The organism is Pararhodobacter sp. (genome assembly GCF_034676545.1).
Taxonomy (GTDB): Bacteria; Pseudomonadota; Alphaproteobacteria; order Rhodobacterales; family Rhodobacteraceae; genus Pararhodobacter.
In genome coordinates this window covers 33,475-51,028 of the sequence record NZ_JAUCBZ010000012.1, presented here as the reverse complement: position 1 = coordinate 51,028, position 17,554 = coordinate 33,475, and the positions used below count along the sequence as shown (strand labels likewise).

Annotated in this window: 16 protein-coding genes; 5 read left to right on the top strand and 11 right to left on the bottom strand. The window is 64.5% G+C overall.

The genetic code is table 11. The features are described from left to right. Window positions 1–2: 2 nt before the first annotated feature. Window positions 3–1,100, top strand: coding sequence for a TRAP transporter substrate-binding protein DctP (dctP, locus tag VDQ28_RS02775; RefSeq protein ID WP_323034486.1), 1,098 nt, complete (start codon window positions 3–5; stop codon window positions 1,098–1,100). 183 nt (window positions 1,101–1,283) lie between these two features. On the opposite strand, the gene VDQ28_RS02770 is transcribed toward dctP, so the two are convergent. The 10 genes from VDQ28_RS02770 to VDQ28_RS02725 all read right to left on the bottom strand — a co-directional run bounded on the left by VDQ28_RS02770 (window position 1,284) and on the right by VDQ28_RS02725 (window position 11,032). Then, window positions 1,284–2,735 carry an aldehyde dehydrogenase family protein gene (locus VDQ28_RS02770; protein WP_323034485.1) on the bottom strand — a complete coding sequence of 484 codons (1,452 nt, stop codon included), beginning with the start codon at window positions 2,733–2,735 and terminating at the stop codon, window positions 1,284–1,286. A 1-nt stretch (window position 2,736) separates the two neighbouring features. Next, window positions 2,737–3,504: a sugar isomerase domain-containing protein gene (locus VDQ28_RS02765; RefSeq protein WP_323034484.1), complete on the bottom strand. Its 768-nt coding sequence runs from the start codon at window positions 3,502–3,504 to the stop codon at window positions 2,737–2,739. An 11-nt stretch (window positions 3,505–3,515) separates the two neighbouring features. After that, on the bottom strand, window positions 3,516–4,253 hold the full coding sequence (locus VDQ28_RS02760) for a hypothetical protein (RefSeq protein WP_323034483.1): 738 nt from the start codon (window positions 4,251–4,253) through the stop codon (window positions 3,516–3,518). Then, the gene (locus VDQ28_RS02755; protein ID WP_323034482.1) at window positions 4,250–5,086 is read right to left on the bottom strand and encodes a carbohydrate kinase family protein; all 837 of its coding nucleotides are present in this window, start codon (window positions 5,084–5,086) and stop codon (window positions 4,250–4,252) included. Before VDQ28_RS02755 ends, VDQ28_RS02760 begins: the two co-directional genes overlap by 4 nt. Continuing rightward, a complete protein-coding gene (locus tag VDQ28_RS02750) occupies window positions 5,083–5,640 on the bottom strand; it encodes an isochorismatase family cysteine hydrolase (protein WP_323034481.1) in 558 nt (185 codons plus the stop codon). The genes VDQ28_RS02755 and VDQ28_RS02750 overlap by 4 nt, the downstream gene beginning before the upstream one ends. Continuing rightward, on the bottom strand, window positions 5,640–6,524 hold the full coding sequence (locus VDQ28_RS02745) for an ABC transporter permease (RefSeq protein WP_323034480.1): 885 nt from the start codon (window positions 6,522–6,524) through the stop codon (window positions 5,640–5,642). Before VDQ28_RS02745 ends, VDQ28_RS02750 begins: the two co-directional genes overlap by 1 nt. Continuing rightward, window positions 6,521–7,564, bottom strand: coding sequence for an ABC transporter permease (locus VDQ28_RS02740; protein WP_323034479.1), 1,044 nt, complete (start codon window positions 7,562–7,564; stop codon window positions 6,521–6,523). The genes VDQ28_RS02745 and VDQ28_RS02740 overlap by 4 nt, the downstream gene beginning before the upstream one ends. Then, the gene (locus VDQ28_RS02735) at window positions 7,561–9,084 is read right to left on the bottom strand and encodes an ABC transporter ATP-binding protein (RefSeq protein ID WP_323034478.1); all 1,524 of its coding nucleotides are present in this window, start codon (window positions 9,082–9,084) and stop codon (window positions 7,561–7,563) included. The genes VDQ28_RS02740 and VDQ28_RS02735 overlap by 4 nt, the downstream gene beginning before the upstream one ends. A 94-nt stretch (window positions 9,085–9,178) precedes the next feature. Next, the gene (locus VDQ28_RS02730; protein WP_323034477.1) at window positions 9,179–10,219 is read right to left on the bottom strand and encodes a BMP family protein; all 1,041 of its coding nucleotides are present in this window, start codon (window positions 10,217–10,219) and stop codon (window positions 9,179–9,181) included. A 36-nt stretch (window positions 10,220–10,255) separates the two neighbouring features. After that, window positions 10,256–11,032 (bottom strand): GntR family transcriptional regulator, encoded by a 777-nt coding sequence (locus VDQ28_RS02725; RefSeq protein WP_323034476.1) that lies wholly within the window; start codon window positions 11,030–11,032, stop codon window positions 10,256–10,258. A gap of 205 nt (window positions 11,033–11,237) precedes the next feature. Between VDQ28_RS02725 and VDQ28_RS02720 the strand changes: the two genes are divergently transcribed. Next, window positions 11,238–12,491 carry an efflux RND transporter periplasmic adaptor subunit gene (locus VDQ28_RS02720; protein WP_323034475.1) on the top strand — a complete coding sequence of 418 codons (1,254 nt, stop codon included), beginning with the start codon at window positions 11,238–11,240 and terminating at the stop codon, window positions 12,489–12,491. Between the two features lie 3 nt (window positions 12,492–12,494). After that, the gene (locus VDQ28_RS02715) at window positions 12,495–15,659 is read left to right on the top strand and encodes an efflux RND transporter permease subunit (protein WP_323034474.1); all 3,165 of its coding nucleotides are present in this window, start codon (window positions 12,495–12,497) and stop codon (window positions 15,657–15,659) included. 66 nt (window positions 15,660–15,725) lie between these two features. Here the strand turns inward: VDQ28_RS02715 and VDQ28_RS02710 are convergent, their stop codons facing one another. Then, window positions 15,726–16,223, bottom strand: a complete 498-nt coding sequence (locus VDQ28_RS02710) for a GbsR/MarR family transcriptional regulator (protein WP_323034473.1) — start codon at window positions 16,221–16,223, stop codon at window positions 15,726–15,728. Between the two features lie 329 nt (window positions 16,224–16,552). Between VDQ28_RS02710 and VDQ28_RS02705 the strand changes: the two genes are divergently transcribed. Continuing rightward, window positions 16,553–17,308 carry a hydroxypyruvate isomerase family protein gene (locus VDQ28_RS02705; protein ID WP_323034472.1) on the top strand — a complete coding sequence of 252 codons (756 nt, stop codon included), beginning with the start codon at window positions 16,553–16,555 and terminating at the stop codon, window positions 17,306–17,308. A gap of 60 nt (window positions 17,309–17,368) precedes the next feature. Beyond that, window positions 17,369–17,509, top strand: coding sequence for a hypothetical protein (locus VDQ28_RS02700; RefSeq protein ID WP_323034471.1), 141 nt, complete (start codon window positions 17,369–17,371; stop codon window positions 17,507–17,509). Window positions 17,510–17,554: the final 45 nt, after the last annotated feature.

The window sequence follows — 17,554 nt, the reverse complement described above, 5'->3', positions numbered from 1 at the left end:
ACATGACACTGAAAACAACCGCATTGGCAGCCGTCGGCGTCCTTGCCGCAGGCATGGCCGCACCGGTCGCCGCACAGGAAAACTGGACCATGACAACGGTCTGGCCAGCATCGCTGGAACTGATCGAAATGGATCGTCATTTTGTCGAATTGGCAAACCTGTTGACCGGCGACGCCCTGTCGATCGAGCTCTTTGACGGCGGCACTCTGGTGCCCGCAGGCGAAGTGTTCGGCGCCGTGGAATCGGGCACCGTTCAGGCGGGCGCTGACTGGCCGGGTTACTGGGCAGGGCGTGACACCGCGTTCTCGCCGCTGGCCACCCACGCCAGCCTGTTCAACGCCGTGGACTATGTGAACTGGATCCAGCAATGGGGCGGTTTCGAGATCTACAACGAGATCTATGGCCAGTATGGCATGGTGTACCTGCCTTACGGCGTGACCAACAACGAATCCGGCTTCCGCACCAACACGCCGATCTCCACCACCGCCGACCTGCAAGGTCTGCGTCTGCGCCTCTCGGGGCTGGAGCAAGGTCGTCTGTTGACCCAACTCGGCGGCAGTCAGGTGTCGATGGCCGGTGGCGAGATCTATCAGGCGCTTGAGCGTGGTGTGATCGACGGTGCCGAATTCTCGACGCCGAACGTTGACTGGTCGGGCGGTTTCCAGCAGGTCACGACGCATTGGTCGCTGCCCGGTTGGCACCAGTCCTCCTCGGTCTTTGGGGTGATGATCAACAAGGCCGCCTGGGATGCGCTGAGCGACGAGACCCGCGCGCAACTGCGCGTCGCCGCTGACGCCACCATGCTGTGGTCGCTGGCCTTCACCGAGCGTCGCTCGAACGAAGCCTACGCCCAGTTCCAGGAGGCCGGGATCGAGATCACGCGTCTTGACGATGCCACGCTGGCCACCATTCAGGAAATGGCCAACGCCACGATCGAAGAAGTCGCCTGCGAAAACCCGCATTCTGCGCGCGTTTATCTGAGCCAGGTTGAATATCTGAACGACTACGCCCATTGGCGTGACGCGTCGGCTCCGTTCAACCTTGGCCGCACGCCGAACGGCCCGGACGTCGAAGTTCTGCGCGCCTGCGCCGAGCGCTAAGACCCACCATTGCCGGTTTCAACGGCGGCCCGCCCGGTTCACGCCGGGCGGGCTTTTCAGGGTCAAAAGGGGTCGCTGATACGCAAGCAGCGACCCCTTGATATTTCAACTGCGGCTGGTTGATCGCGTGACACCGAGGCCCGCGCGCCCTGCCCCGGCGATCAGGCGGGGCGCGCGGATGTTTCAGGTCATCGAGCGCAGGCGCAGCTTGAGGTGCTTGGCCTGAAGATAGGTCTCCAGCCCCTCGGGGCCGAGTTCACGGCCAAAGCCGCTCATTTTCCAGCCGCCGAACGGGGCTTGCAACTCGCTGGTGTCGTTGACGTTGACACCCACCGCGCCGAAATCAAGCCGTTCGGCAATCGACCAGGCGCGCTCCAGATCGCCGCTGTAGACATAGGCGGCGAGGCCGTATTCCAGCCCGTTGGCGATTTTCAGCAGCTCTGCGGTGCTGTCAAACGCGGCCATGCCCACCACCGGACCAAAGGTTTCCTCGGTCATCGGCAGGCTGTCGAGCGGCGCGTCGGCAATCACCGTCGGGCGATAGAACAGCCCGTCGTCAAAGCCACTGCCGGTGGCGCGCCCGCCGCCCGCGACCAGCCGCCCGCCGCGTGCCGTGGCATCCGCCACATGGCGGTCCATCCGCGCAATCACCCCGGCGTTCTGCACCGGGCCATAGCCGATGGCCGGGTCCATCCCGTCGCCGATCACCGTTTCATCGGCAAGGCTGGCGAAAATCTCGGCAAAGCGCGGCGCCACGCTTTTCGCCACCAGCACCCGGTTCACGGTGATGCAGATCTGGCCCATGTTGGAAAAGGCGCGGCGATGCGCGGCGCGCGCGGCTTCCTCCAGATCGGCGTCGTCGAACACGATGAACGGCGCGTGGCCGCCCAACTCCAGGCACAGACGTTTCATGTTGCCCGCCGCGGCGCGCATGATCGCCTGCCCCGCCGGCACCGAGGCGGTGGCCGACAGTGCCCGAATGCGCGGGTGCGTTGACAGCGCCTCGCCGGCGATCGGGCCAAGGCCCGGCAGATCGGCGATGGTGCCCGGCGGAAAGCCCGCCTCGTGCAGGCAATCAACGAACATGGCGATGGCCAGCGGGGTCTCGTGCGGGGATTTGACGATGATCGGGCAACCCGCCGCCAGCGCCGGGCCGATCTTCCACGCATAAAGGTCAATCGGATAGTTCCACGGCACAATCGCCGCCGTCACGCCAATCGGGTGATAGGTCACCAGATTGCGGATATGCGGCGCGGACGACGGACGAATCGACCCCCCCGTGCGCACCGCCTGCTCGCCGTAATAGCGCATCACCTCGCAGCCAAAGAGGATCTCTTTCATATTGTCAGAGACCGGCTTGCCCTGTTCCTGCGTCAACAACCGCGCCATGTCCTCGGCGCGTTGCTCGACCAGTGTGGCGGCGCGGTGCAGCATGTCGGCCCGCTGGCGGGCGGGCGTGGTCGAAAAGGCCGGGAACACCGCCTCGGCGGCGATCACCGCGCGCTCGACGGTGGCGGCGTCGGCCAGCAGCGTCGAGCCGACGCGCGCGCCATTGGCCGGGTTGATCACCTCGAACCGGTCCAGACCCGAGGGCATTTCCCACGCGCCATTGATGAAAAATCCGCGATCCAGCATCTCAGCGCATCCTCAGACGACGCCAGAGTTCGGCGTAGTTCTTGTCGTTTTGCCTGGTGGCCTCGGCCTTGTCGGTGGTGTTGGGGCTGACCATCAAATACGGGTCCTTGCCCGCCGCCGCGACCAGTTCGGCGGTGGTCGAGTTGATCGCATGGCCAATCGCAATGGCAATCGAGGTCGAGGTCGCGCCGGTCTTGCCCTTCACGCCGGCAATCTCGATCCCCGCATCGCCCAGGGGCACGTCGGTGTCGATCACGATATCGGCGATTTCATACAGCCGCTTGCCGCAACTGTGGCGCGACGGCGTGGCGCTGGAATGCGGCACCGAGGTCACGGCGATCAGGGTCATGCCTTTTTTCTGCGCAGCCACCGCGATATCCAGCGTCACCGCGTTCAGACCCGAATGCGAGAAGATCAGCATGGTGTCGCCGGGGTCGGTCTGATGGCTGGCAAAGATCGCGTCGCCGTAGCCTTCCTGCCCGTGAATGAACCGGTATTGCAGCGCGCCCGCGTCGCCCAGCACCCGGTGAAACGAGATCATCGAGCTTTCCACCATCGGCCGGAACCCGGTGACGGTGCCGGTGCGCGGATACATCTCCATCGCCGCGAACGAGCCGTGGCCGGTGCCAAAGGTGAACACCAGCTTGTCGTTGAGGATCGACTTGGCGCAGGCCTCGGCGGCGGCGGCGATCGCGTCGCCTTGGGTGTCGCGCACTTTGGTCAAACGGTCGATCACCGTCTGCAAATAGCGGTGTGGCATATCTGTCATGGTCTGTCCTTTCAGTCTGCCGTGATCGCGTCGAGCGCGAGTTTGAACATGGTCAATTCACCGGATTCGAGGGCCTCGGCCCCCAGCTTTTCCTGACTCAGCGCGTCCACCGTGCCGTAGCACAGGGTCGCCACCGCAACGCCCAGATCGCGGCCCGCCGCCAACAGCGCCGAGGTCTCCATATCCACCGCGACGACGCCTTTGGCCGCCATGTCGCGGCGCATCTGTGCGGCGCGCGCGTTGCCCTTGGCGTCGATGCCGAACATGTCGCGGTAAAAGGCGTCATAGGTGGCATAAAGCCCGCGCGTCGGGGTTTCGCCCGCCGCAGTGGCGCTGGCGGCCAGCCGGTCGGCCAGCGATGTGTCAGCCGCCACCCGCTCGCCCATTGGCACGCCATACGCCGGCGAGGTGCCGTCAAACACCAGCGCGTCATCCGAGATCAGGAAATCCCCGCCCGAGGCCGGCGGGAAATACATCGCCGTGCCGATGCGCACGAAGCGTTTGATCCCCAGATCGGCGAATTCATGCAGCACGATGGTGGCAATCGGCGCGCCCATGCCAAAGGCGGCAATGCTGACCTTCTTGCCGTTCCATGTGCCGGTCACCGTGGCGAGGCCGCGCTTGACCGGCAGGAACACCGGATCTTGCAGCAGCGCACCAATGCGGCCCACGCGCTCGGGGTCGCCGACAAGGATCGCGCTGGACCCCAGTTCGTCGGCGGAATGACCCGTGTACCAAGCTCTTTTCATGTCGTCATCCTTTCTAACCGCGCGTTCAGCAATGCGGCGGCGGCCTCCAGCCCTGCCTGAGCGGCCTTCATCTTGTCTGCGCCCGCCATTTCAGCGGCGATATATCCACCCGCAAAGGTATCCCCCGCGCCGGTGGCGTCCTTGATTTCGACGGCTTGGGTCGGCAATTCGCCTGACCTGCTGCCCTGCCGCACGGCAACCCCGCGCGCGCCCCGGGTTTCCACGATCACCGCCTGCGTCGGGCCGATCAGCCCGACCTCGGACGCGTTGCAGAAAATCACATCCGCCCGCGTTGACAGCCGCGCCCGCAGCGCGGGCGGGAACGCGTCGGGGTCGTTTTTCACCGCCCAATAGAGCCGCGCGCCCGTCGGGCAGGCATCGAGGATCTGATCCATCAACTGCGGCGGCCCGACCGATATGCACAGATGGCTGGCCTGCGCGATCAGCCCGCGCTGCGCCTCGGTCAACCGTTCGCGCCGGTCCAGCGCCGGGTCATAAAGGCACATGCAACTGCCATCGGCCTGATAGATCAGCATCGAGGTTGGCGAGCGCGCAGAATCGGTGACACCGATCCCCTCGGTCGGCACCCCCTGCCCGGCCAGCAGGTCGTTGAACCGCTGCCCCTCGGCCCCGCTGCCAACCCACATCACAGGTGCTGCGTTTTGCCCGGCGCGCACGGCAGCGGCGGCGATATAGGTCGGGCAGCCCCCGGCACGCGGCCAGGCCTGCGGATCACGGCGCGCGATCAGCGTCGTGGTGTCACCCAGCGCCTGCCCGTCCAGCCCCACGGCATAGTCGAGGCTGGCGTAGCCGGTGACGACAAGTTGGCTCATGCCAGCAACTCCAGCGCCGTCTTCATGTCCACCGCCTTGCCGACATAGCGGTCGATATCCTCGATCGAGGCCTCGGCCAGATTGCGGCGGTTGGAATTGGTGGCCTCACGCGCCAAGACCACCTCGAACCCGTGTCCAAAGGCATCGGTGGCGGTGGCGCGCACGCAGACGTTGGTTTTCACGCCACAGATCACCACGCGGTCGATCTTCTGCTCGGTCAGGAACAACGCCAGATCGGTGCCGAAAAATGCCGAATAGCGGCGCTTGACGATGGTGATTTCGCGCGCGCGCCCGGCGGGGCCAAAGCCCTCGTAGAACGCGGCGTTGAACGCGCCGGATATGCAGTGCGTGGGCAGGCGGCGCTGCTCGAAATCCTCGAACCCGGCGCGGTGGCCTTCGGACACATGCACGATGATCGCACCGGCCTTGTCGGCGGCCTCGATCAGGCGCAGCGCCGGGGCGATCACGGCGGGCGCATCCGGGTAAAAATTCTCGCCATCAGGGTGCAGAAACGAATTCTGCATGTCGATGACCAAAAGCGCGGTGCGGTTCATTATGTCCTCCTGCGGGCGCGAACTTGGGTCAGGACCAGCGCGATCAAGACCATCAGATAGGGCAGCGCGCTGATCAAACGGGGGGGCAGACCAACGGTCTGCATACGGATCTGCCCGGCGTCGAGCAGGCCAAAGAACAGGCAGGTCGCCGCCGTCTGCCACGGCCTGTCACGGCCAAAGTAGAACGCGGCGAGCGCGATGAATCCGCGCCCGGCGGTCAGCCCTTCGTTGAAAATGCCCAGCGAATAGAGCGCCAGATGCGCCCCCGCGAGCCCCGCGAAAAACCCGGCAAACGCGGTCGAGGCCTCTTGCACCAGCGCGGGCTTCAGCCCCACCGAACTGACCACCGGCGCGGCATTGCCGGTCGCCCGCACCCACAAGCCGATGCGCGTCGAACTCAGCAGGAACGGCAGGACTGCCACGCAGATCCACGCAAACACCGTCAGCGGATCCAGCGCCGCCAGAATCGTGCCAACCAGCGGAAGATCGGCCACCCAGTCGGACGGAAGGCGCGGCAGCAGCGCCATGTCGGGCAGCCTGAGCGTGCCCGATGAGCCATAAACGATGGTCATCACAAAGCCCAACGCGCCCGCCGCCAACACGTTCAGGCCAAGCCCGGCGATGATCATGTTGGCACCCAGCCGGGTGATGCTCAGCGAGAACCAATAGCCGATCACCGCGCCCGAAACCGCCGCCGCCATCAGCGCCAGCGGCCAACTGCCGGTTGCCGATGACACGATCACCGCGACAAAGGCTCCGACCAGCATCTTGGCTTCCAGCGCAATGTTGACGATGCCCGCTTGCCGGTTCACCAGCCCGCCAATCGCCGCCAGCAGGATCGGCGTGGTCTGCACCAATGCTGCGGCGAGTATCAGTTCAATCATGCCCGTGCCCTCCGTCGCAGGGTGATGCGGCCCAGTTCCACCACCGCGAAAATCATCACGATGCCCTGAATGATGTTCACCAGATCCAGCGGGATATTCGAGAACAGCTGGATCGTCGCCCCCGACGAGGCCAAGGCCCCGAACAGGATCGCGCCCAGCAAGATGCCGACCGGATGGTTGCGCCCGAGCAGCGCCACCGCCATGCCGGTAAACCCGTAACCGGCAGAGAACCCGTCGGTAAAGCGGTACAACTGGCCCAAGCCATGCGCCGCCCCGCCCAGCCCCGCGACCACGCCCGACAGCACCATCGCGCCAATGATCGTGCGCGGCACCGAGATGCCGACCGCGCGGGCAAAGCGACGGTTGAGGCCAACCCAGGCGCCCTCGACCCCGGCCGGGGTGTGGCGGCTCCACAGCGCATAGGCGATCAGCACCGCCAGCCCGATCAGAAACCCGCTGTGCAGCGTCGAGGGCGGCATCAAGCGCGCCAGTTCCGCCCCGTCATGCACATTCGGCGTGACATTGTTGCCCGATTGGCGCGACAGGAACGGGCCGTTGACCAGATAGCCGGTGATCCCCACGGCGACGAAATTCAACATCAGCGTCGAGACCACCTCATCCACCTCAAGCCGCGCCAACAGCCAGCCGGGCACGAACAGCCAGATCGCGCCAAACGCCGCCCCGACGAACAGGCAGATCGGAATCAGCGCCCAGCCCCACTCTGCGGGCAGGCTGAAACCCGCCACGACGCTGGCCAGACCGGCGACGACAAACGCCCCCTCGACGCCGACGTTGAACACGCCCGCGCGGAAACACAGGGCGGTGGCGACCGCGGTGAACAACAGCGGCGTTGCCGCCGACAGCGTCGAGGCAATCCGCCGCGCCGAGCCAAACGACTCGGACAGGATCAACGAGAACGTGTCGAGCGGGTTTTCCCCGATGCTCAACAAAACGACCGAGCTGACCAGCACGGCGATGATCACCGGCACGGCAAAGCCGAACCCTTTTTCGAGCCATTCGCGAACCATCACCGATTTCATTGCGCGCCCTCCATCACCATCATGCGGCCGATCTGGCGGCGGTCGGCATCGGCGGCGACCTCGCCCACCAGACGCCCGTCGGCCATCACCAGAATGCGGTCGGCGAGGATCTGCAATTCATCGAGCTCCTCGGACGCCAGCAGCACCGCACCGCCCTGCGCCCGGAAATCCTCCAGAATGCCGTGAATCGCCGCAATGCCGTTCAGATCGACACCGCGGGTTGGCTGCGAGACCAGCAAAAGCGGCGGCGAGGATGCGATTTCCCGCGCGAAAACAACACGTTGCTGGTTGCCGCCCGACAGGCTGGAAATCGGATCGCGTTGTCGGCCAAAGCGCACCGCCAGCCGCGCCAGCCGCGCGCCAGCCTCGGCACGCAGGGCCCGGCGGTTCAGCCACCAGCCGCGCCCGATGGGGGCACTCCGCTGCGATCCGGCCACCACGTTATCCTCGATCGAGGCGGCCATCGCCAAGCCCTCGTGACGGCGATCTTCGCTGATAAAGCCGATCCCGGCCTGACGGCGCGCCTTGGTGCCAGTGCCCGACAGATCCGTGTCGTGCAAGGTGACGCGGCCTTGTGCGCGGCGCAGCCCGATCAGCGCCTCCATCAACTCGACCTGCCCATTGCCCGCCACGCCCGCCAGCCCGACGATCTCGCCGGCGCGCACCTCGAAATCAATGGCGTGCAGGGCTTGTGACTTGTTGATCGACGGCGCGTTCAGGCCACGGACCCGGAACACCGGCGCACCCGGCGTCTTGCGCGGCGTGCTGTCGCGTTCGGGCGGCGCGCCGTCAACGATATGCCCGGCGATTTCCTCGCCGCTGGTGTCGGCGATAGTGGCGCTGAAGGCCAGCGCGCCTTGCCGGATCACCGTCACCCGGTCGGCCAGCGCGGTGACTTCGCGGATTTTATGGCTGATGAACAAAATGGTGGTGCCGTCGTCGCGAATGCGGCGCAACAGGTCAAAAAGCTCGTTGACTTGCTGCGGGGCCAGCACGGCGGTCGGCTCGTCGAGGATCAGAATCCGCGTGCCCCGGCGCAGCAGGCGGATGATTTCCACGAATTGCTGGATATGCACCGGCGCCGTGCCCGCGCGACGGTGCCAATCAACCTCGATGCCGATCCGGTCGGCCAGTTCGCGGCCCTGCGCCTCGGCCTTGGTCCAGTCGATGCGGGCAAGCGGGCCAAAGCCACCGCGCACCGGCTCATCGCCCAGCACCAGATTTTCCAGCAGCGTCAACTCGGGTGCCAGCATGAATTCCTGATGCACCATGCCGATACCCAGCCCGAGCGCCTCGGCGGGGCCGGAAAACTGCACGGGGGCGTCATTGACGATGACATGCCCGCGATCCGGCCGCTCCAGGCCCTGCAACATCCGCATCAGGGTCGATTTTCCCGCGCCATTCTCGCCGACGATGGCATGGATCTGACCGGGGGCGACCTCCAGCGAAATTCCGCGGTTGGCCTGAACCGGGCCGTAGGACTTCCAGATATCGGACGCGCCGAGGGCAATGTCGGTCATGGGAAAAGGCTCCGGACAGGCGGGATTTGTGCCCGCGAACCGATGCCGGTTCGCGGAGTTTCACGGTTGGGCAGACGCCCGATCAGAACCAGCGTTACTGGAAGAACTCTGGATAACCCTGCTCGGACACGTCCCAGACGTCGATCTCGCCGGCGATGATCGCCAGACGCGCGGCCTCGACCCGGTCAAGGAATGCCTGCGGGATGATATCGCGGGTGTATTCCATCGCCGACAGGCCAACGCCGTTTTCGGCCAGACCAAAGGTCACGGTTTGACCACCGGGGAAGTTGCCCGCGGCATAGGCCTCGACCAGCTGCTGGGTCGCCACATCGACGCGCTTGATCATCGAGGTCAGAACGTGGCCCGGTGCCATCCCGTCCTGATCGGTATCCACGCCAATCGCGTAATGCCCCGACGATTCTGCCGCCGCAATCACGCCAATGCCGGTGCCGCCCGCGATGTGATAAATGATATCCGCGCCGGATTCGAACATGGCGTTGGCCATCTGCTCGCCCTTGGTCGGATCACCGAACGTATCGGCATAGCTGACCTGCACATCAATATCCGGGTTGATCGCCATCGCGCCCTGCATGAAACCGACCACGAATTTGTCGATGCCGGGGCTGCGGATTGCGGCAATCACGCCCAGGATCGGCTCGGGGTTGATGCCCTCGACGCCCTCGAGCGTGGTCATCTGCGCGGCCAGCATCCCGGCCAGATACGAACCCTCATGCTCGCCAAACAGCACCGAGGCGATATTGGCCCCCTCGCGCACCTGATTGTAAATCACCCAATCGGTATCCGGATAATCCTGCGCCAGGGCAACCATCGGCTCGCCATGCGAATATTCGAGGCTCATCACCAGGCCGAAACCGGCATCCGCCGCGCGGCGCATGATTTCTTCGCCTTGCGCCACAACGTCGTTGGATTCAAGCGGCCAACCTTCGATTCCGGCGGCGGCGATCCCCGCCTCGAACCCGGCATAGGCGGTATCGTTCCACGACCCATCGCCAAGGCCGCCCTGCGCCACGATCAGCACGGCGGGCGCCGCATCCGCCAGCGCCGACCCGGCGGACAGCATCAGCGCACTGGCAAGAACCACCGGTTTCGCCGCGATATTGAGTTTCAACGTCATCTTCTCTCCTCCTCCAAAACCGTCCAGAACGACGGGTTACTGCACCAGCGACAGCCGTTGCGGGGCCTTTTGCGCGTGGGTGCGCACGAGGTCCAATTCATAAGAATAATACTCGGCGTTATAGATCGCCTCGGTGGCCTCGACCGGCGCACCGGCCGCGTCAAAGCTCTTGCGCACCACGATGATCAGCGCCGCAGGCGGCGCGATATGCAGCGTCCTGGCCTCATCATCGGTTGCCAGCCGTGCCGTCACATGCTCCGAGCCGCTGCTGATCTCCAGCTTGGCATTTTCGAACGCGGCATAGAGGGAAAAATTGCTCTCGGTGCTTTTGAGAAACTGTCCGAGGATCTCGGCGGGCAACATGTCAAGAATGCGCTGCGGGATCATGGCGCGGTGTATCGCGCAGGGCACGCCATCCACCAGACGCAACCGCACCAACAAGGCGGCAGGCTCCTGAATGCCGAACGCGCGGGCCTCCTCGATGCTGGCGTGTCCGAACGACAAAACCCGCTGCGACGCCTTGTGGCCCTGCGCATCGACGGTTTGGCTAAAGGATTGCAGCCGCGACGAGCGCCGGTGCAGCGTGGGTTGCGAGACAAAGCTCCCGGCCCCTTGCCGTTTGGTGACGATGCCTTCGGACACCAGCACGTCAATGGCCTTGATCACGGTGCCGCGGCTGACACCGAAAAGCTGCGCCCATTCGGCTTCGGTCGGCAAACGCGCGCCCGCCGGATAGGCACCGTCAGCAATCCGCATCCGCAATTCGTCGGCAAGCACACGGTAGCGCGGCGGTGAGGCCTGTGGCTCATCCATGCTCGTGTCCTCCCGTACCTGAGCAGGTTGTATAGTCAAATTGATAGATTGTGAAATTGGACCGGTCAAGTAACAATTTTTCCGCGGTGCGCTACATAGACGTCATCAGAGCCGCGGCGCGGCCCTTGCGCTTCAATAGTTCGTTCAGTCTTGACTGAACATCTAATATGCGTATGGTGCGCCGATCAAAACCGGAGTGCCCCAGATGAGTCCGCAGACCATGACACCGTCAAAAGACACCCCAAGCGCGGCACCCGCGCCCGGACAGAAGCCCGATTGGGCAAAGTCCGATCGTCAGCTTGGGCGGGATCTGCGGATTGCGGCGGGGCAACCTGTGCGGCGTCGGGTGTGGCCTTGGGTTTTCGGCCTTGTTCTTGTCGCGGGTGCGGGCGGCTATGGTTACTACGCCACGCAGATGGCCCCCGCTGCGCCCGTCGAGGTTGCCGCCACGCCCGCCCCGGCGCTGGTCCTGCAGATCAACCCGGACGAAGTCAGCGTCCTTGCGCCGCAAACGCTGGAACGTCGGGTGCGCGCATCCGGCACGGTCGAGCCTTGGCGCAACACGCAATTGTCGTCGCAGGCGGGGGGCGAGGTGCGCGCGGTTGCGGTCAGGCCGGGCGATACCGTCGACGAGGGCGCGCTTTTGGTGCAACTGGACGTCGAAACCCTCACGCTGGACCTGAATCAGGCGCAAAGCAGCGAGGCGGCAACGCAGGCACAGCTTGAATTGGCGCTGATCCAACTGGAGCGCGTGCGGGCTTTGGTCGAACGCGGTGTCACCACCTCGGCCAGTCTTGACGAGGCACAGAACACGGTCACGCAAACCCGCGCCAACCTCGATGCGCTGCAAGATCAGGTGGCGAGCGCGCAATTGCGGTTGCGTCACGCGACGGTGCGCGCGCCGTTCGCGGGTATCGTTGCCTCGCGGTCGGTCGAACCGGGGCAATATGTCGGCCCCGGCACGCCGTTGGTCAGTATCGTTGACCTGAGAACCGTCGAGCTGCGCGCCAATGCCGCCGTGGCCGATGGCGCGCTGCTGCGACAGCGGCAAGCGGTGCTGGTGAGCGTGGACGGAATCGAACGACCGCCCTTTGAAGGGGTCGTTTCGCGCATCAACCCGGTGGCGCAGGAAGGCACGCGCACGGTGCCCGTCTATATCACCATCGACAACCCCGATGGCGTCTTGCTGGGCGGGATGTTTGCCACGGCACAGGTGGTCATTGACTCTGTCCCTGACGCCCTTGCCCTGCCCACGATTGCCCTGCGGGAAGACGCCGAGGGGCCGTTTGTGCTGCGCGTTGTCGACGACCGTCTGGAACGCGCCGGCGTGGAAACCGGCGGAACCTGGACCGGCGGCCTGACCAGAATCACCCAAGGGTTGGCGGCGGGTGACCGTGTGATCACCGCGCCACTGTCCTCGTTGCAACCCGGCGATGCCGTCGAATTGGTGGGGCGCTAACCCATGTTTCTGACCCGTATCAGCGTCAACCAGCCCGTTTTTGCCACCATGATCATGGTCGCCCTGATGGTCGTGGGGATCTATTCTTTCCAGCGCCTGCCCATCGAGCAATTGCCCGATGTGGATTTTCCGGTGGTGGCGGTCGTCGTCTCCTATCCCGGCGCCTCGCCCGAGGCGGTGGAGAATGACATCATCATCCCGATCGAGGACGCGGTGAACACGATCAGCGGCATCGACAGCATCCAGAGCACGGCGCGCTCGGGTCAGGCGATGATCATCCTGATGTTCGATCTGGGCATCGACAGCGCCAGCGCCGCGCAAGATGTGCGTGACCGGATCGCCACCATCGAAGCCACGCTGCCCGACGCCGCCGATACGCCGATGCTGTTCAAATTCGACCCGTCGGAACTGCCGGTCTTGTCGCTGGCGGTCAGTGCCGAGGGCATGTCGTTGCGCGACCTGACGGCGCTGACCGAGGACGTGATCGAGCCGCGCCTGTCGATCATTCCCGGTGTCGGCCGGGCCACGGTTGTGGGCGGCGTGCCGCGCCAGCTCAACGTCGAGATAAACCCCGACCGGCTGACCGCCTTTGGCGTCGGCGTCGGCGAAGTGACCTCGGCGATTCGTGCCGAGAACCAGAACATGCCCGCCGGGGACATCGAACAAGGGCTGATCGTGCAAACGCTGCAGATCGAGGGCCGGATCGAACAATCCGAGGATTTCCTGGATATCATCGTCTCGCGCACCGGCGGGCAGCCCGTGCGGCTGCGTGATGTCGCGCAACTGGTCGATGGCGAGGCCGAGCCGACCAGTCTGGCGTTGCTCGACGGGGAACAGGCGCTGGCCGTGGATGTCGTCAAGACACAGGGCGCAAACACCGTCGCGGTGGCCGATGCCATCCGTCACGCGATTGCCGAACTGATGGCCGATGACCTGCCCGAAGGCGTCACCATCGAGGTGGTGCGCGACAACGCATTGCCGGTCGAGCAATCCTATCACGGCGTGCAGAACATGATGGTCGAAGGGGCCGCGCTGGCGGTGCTGATCGTGTTCTTGTTCCTCAACTCGTGGCGCTCGACGGTGATCACCGGCCTGACCCTGCCGATTGCGGTGATCGGCACGATGACGGTGATCTATGCGCTGGGGTTCACGCTGAACATCATGACGCTGCTGGCGCTGTCGCTGGCGATTGGCCTGTTGATCGACGACGCCATCGTGGTGCGCGAGAACATCATGCGACACCTGCATATGGGCAAATCGCACCGTCAGGCGGCGCTGGATGGCACCAACGAGATCGGCCTTGCGGTGCTGGCGACGACGCTGTCGATTGTCGCCGTGTTCCTGCCGGTGGCCTTCATGGAGGGCATCATCGGCCGGTTCTTCCTGCAATTTGGCGTGACGGTCTCGGTTGCGGTGCTGATCTCGATGTTCATCGCCTTCACGCTGGACCCGATGCTGTCGTCGGTCTGGTATGACCCGGCGGCGGAACCCGGCGCCAAACGCGGCCCGTTGGGCCGTCTGGTGGCGCAATTCGGGCGGTTCATCGACTGGCTGTCGGCGGGATATCGCAATTTGCTGCGCTGGTGCCTGCGGTTTCGGCTGATCACCATGGGCGTGGCGCTCGCGGCCTTTGTCGGCAGCTTCGCGCTGGTGCCCTTGGTCGGAATCGAATTCATCCCGCCCGAGGACAACAGCCAGTTTCAGGTCAATGTGGAAACGCCGGTCGGCTCGTCGTTGGATTACACGGCGGGGAAAGTGCGGCAGATCGAGCGTCTGTTGCGCGACTTCCCCGAGGTTGTCAGCACCTATGCGACGGTCAATGCCGGCACCGAGGCGGGCGGTCAGAACGTGGCGACCATCGTTGTCGCCATGCTGTCCCCTTCGCAACGCGAGCGCAGCCCGCAAGACATGACCGCCCCGGTGCGCGCCGCCTTGCAGACCATTCCCGGCATCGACTTTGTAATCGGCGCGGCCAGCGGTATGGGCGGGTTGGAAGCCCCGGTGCAGGTCAATCTGTTCGGCGAAAATCTGGATGTGCTGGCCCCGTTTGCCGACCGGTTGGTGCGCCAATTGCAGGGGATCAACGGGTTGGTCGACGTGGAAACCAGTCTGAACGCGGCGCAACCGGTGCTGGGCGTGCGCCTGAACCGCGACGCCGCCAGCGATCTGGGCGTCAGCCTGCAACAGGTCGGGGCCACGCTGCGGCCGATGCTGGGCGGCGAGGAAGTCTCGGACTGGACATCGCCGGACGGGCGCAACTTCAGCGTCCGGGTTCGCCTGCCCGCCGATCTGCGCAACGATCTTGAGGTGCTGCGCGCCCTGCCGATTGCCCAGAGCGGCGCGACCGGCAGTCAAGGCATGGTGCGGCTGGATCAGGTGGCCGACATCGTGCCCTCGTTTGGCCCCTCCGAGATCGAGCGGATGGACCTGTCACGCCAGATCACCGTGACGGCAAATCTGGAAGGCGCGACCCTGGGCGATGTGATGCCCCAGATTCAGGCGGCGATGGACGCGCTGCACCTGCCTGCGGGCTACCGCGTGCAGGCGGGCGGCGATGCCGAGCAATTGGCCGAAACCGCCTCGTCAGCGGCCTCGGCGCTGCTGCTGGCGGTGGTGTTCATCTATCTGGTGCTGGCCTCGCAATTCGGCTCGTTCCTGCAACCCTTGGCGATCATGGTGGCGCTGCCGCTGGCCCTGATCGGCGTGCTGTTGGGGCTGTTGGTGGGCGGATCGACGCTGAACATGTTCTCGATGATCGGCTTCATCATGCTGATGGGTCTGGTGGTCAAGAACGCGATTCTGCTGGTCGACAACGCCAATCAGCACACCCGCGCCGGGATGAACCTGTATGACGCTTTGCTTGAGGCGGGCAGCACGCGGTTCCGGCCGATCATCATGACCACCTTGGCAATGATCTTTGGCATGTTGCCGCTGGCGCTGAATATCCATGAGGGATCAGGCCAGAACGCGCCGATGGCGCATGCGGTGATCGGTGGGCTGATCTCGTCCACCCTGCTGACGCTGGTCGTGGTGCCGGTGGCGCTGACCTATGTCGATGGGTTCGGGCGTTTCGTGCGCCGGTTCCTGCCCAAAAGCCCCGACCACGCCGAGGACACCCCCGCATCGGCCCGGGAGGGGGCGCTGGATCAGGTGACCTCCAAAGCCTGAACCGGGCGCAGGCCACGGAAATCCCAGACGTCGATCAAGGACACCGGCGGCGATCTGGCGGCGATCTCAGGCGTCGCCGGTGCCGAGGCTGGGAGTCTCGCGCAAAACCCGCGCGGTCTCGATCATGCCGTCGCTCATGGCATGATAATAGCGCGCATATTCCTGAACGCGCTGACGCGGGCCCACTTCGGTGTCGGGTATCTCGCGCAGCAACTCTTCGATATCCGCCGCGGCGCGACGCATCCGCAAGACCGAGGCTTCGATCAGATTGGAAAAGGCGTTGGGCACAATCTGGAAATAATCCTGCCGGTCGCCGGGTTGTGCGACGCGTTTGATCAACTGTTGCGTTTCCAACAAGCGAACGCTGGAACTGATGCTGCCACGACTGACTTGCAGCGCCTCGGCCAGCTGGCCAAAGGAGGCCCGCTCGCCATCATAGAGCAACATCGCCAACACCCGCCCGGCAATGCGCGGCAACCCTTCGGTCTGCACGATCACACCGATTTTCTCGATGAAGTCAGAGCGTGCTTCCGCGGCGGGTTTTGCTTGAACGGATTTGTTCACGTCTCTCTCCGGTGCCAGGTGTGGTTGACAACCTGTCAAACAACGCCGTGTCTGTCTAGTGTGTTCAGTAGACAATGAACATCACAAAGCAGGTCTACCTGAGGCCGGATGCCTATTCAACCAGACGCCGGACACCCTTGTCCTTGCGCTGAAATCGGTCAACTTTGGCACAGCGGACAATTTCGAAAAGGCCGCCAAAGTGCTGGAAAGCCACGCCCCATGACAAGCGCACCGCGGTGATGCGGATGCGCGGGGTCCCGGCCCGCAGGTTGACGCCAGCGCAGGTCACCGATCTGGTGACCGATTATTAATAGTGAGTGGGACGACGGATGCAATTCTCGGCCAATCTTGGGTTCCTCTGGGCTGATCTGCCGCTGCCTGACGCCATCCGCGCCGCCCATGCGGCGGGCTTTCAGGCGGTAGAATGCCATTGGCCCTATGCGTTTCAACCCCGGCAGATCAAAACCGCGCTGACCGAAACCGGGCTGACGATGCTGGGGCTGAACACGGTGCGGGGCGATGTCTCGCGCGGTGAAAACGGCCTTTGTGCCCTGCCGGGCCGCGAGGGCGATGCCCGCGCCGCGATTGATCAGGCGATTGCCTATGCGGCTGCCATCGCGGCGCCGAATGTTCACGTCATGGCGGGGTTCGCGACTGGCCCGCACGCGCGTGACACATTCATCGCCAACCTGCGCTACGCCTGCGATGCCGCCGCCGCGCGGGGTATCACCATCCTGATCGAGCCGCTCAACGCCTATGATGCGCCGGGGTATTTCCTGCAAACCACCGATCAGGCGATCAAGGTGATCACCGATGTCAGCGCGCCGAATATCAAGCTGATGTTCGATTGCTATCATGTGCAGTTGATGGAAGGCGATCTGACGCATAAATTGCAGAAGCTTCTTGGCCATATCGGCCATATCCAGTTTGCCAGCGTCCCCGACCGTGGCCCGCCCGATCATGGCGAGGTGAACTACGCGCATGTGTTCAGCGTCATCAAGGCGCTTGGCTACACGGCGCCTCTGGGGGCTGAATACAAACCGCAGGGGCCAACGGATCAAACGCTCGGGTGGTTGAGGGCCTAGCCGGGTTCCGGGTTTGCTCGCCCGACCCCAACCCGGTGGGCGGCCCGGAAAAATGCGGCCATGATCCGCGAGAGCGGCGCGCCGTTGCCAAGGGCGGTGATCGCCCGGCTGGTGTTGGCGCGGCTCACGGGTGGCGACTCCGACACTCGCACCAACACCGACCAGATCGAGCGCGGCATCGCTTATAGATCATATCTATAAAAATATAGCTGCCATCAATTTGCTTTATAACTTTGCGTGATCCAA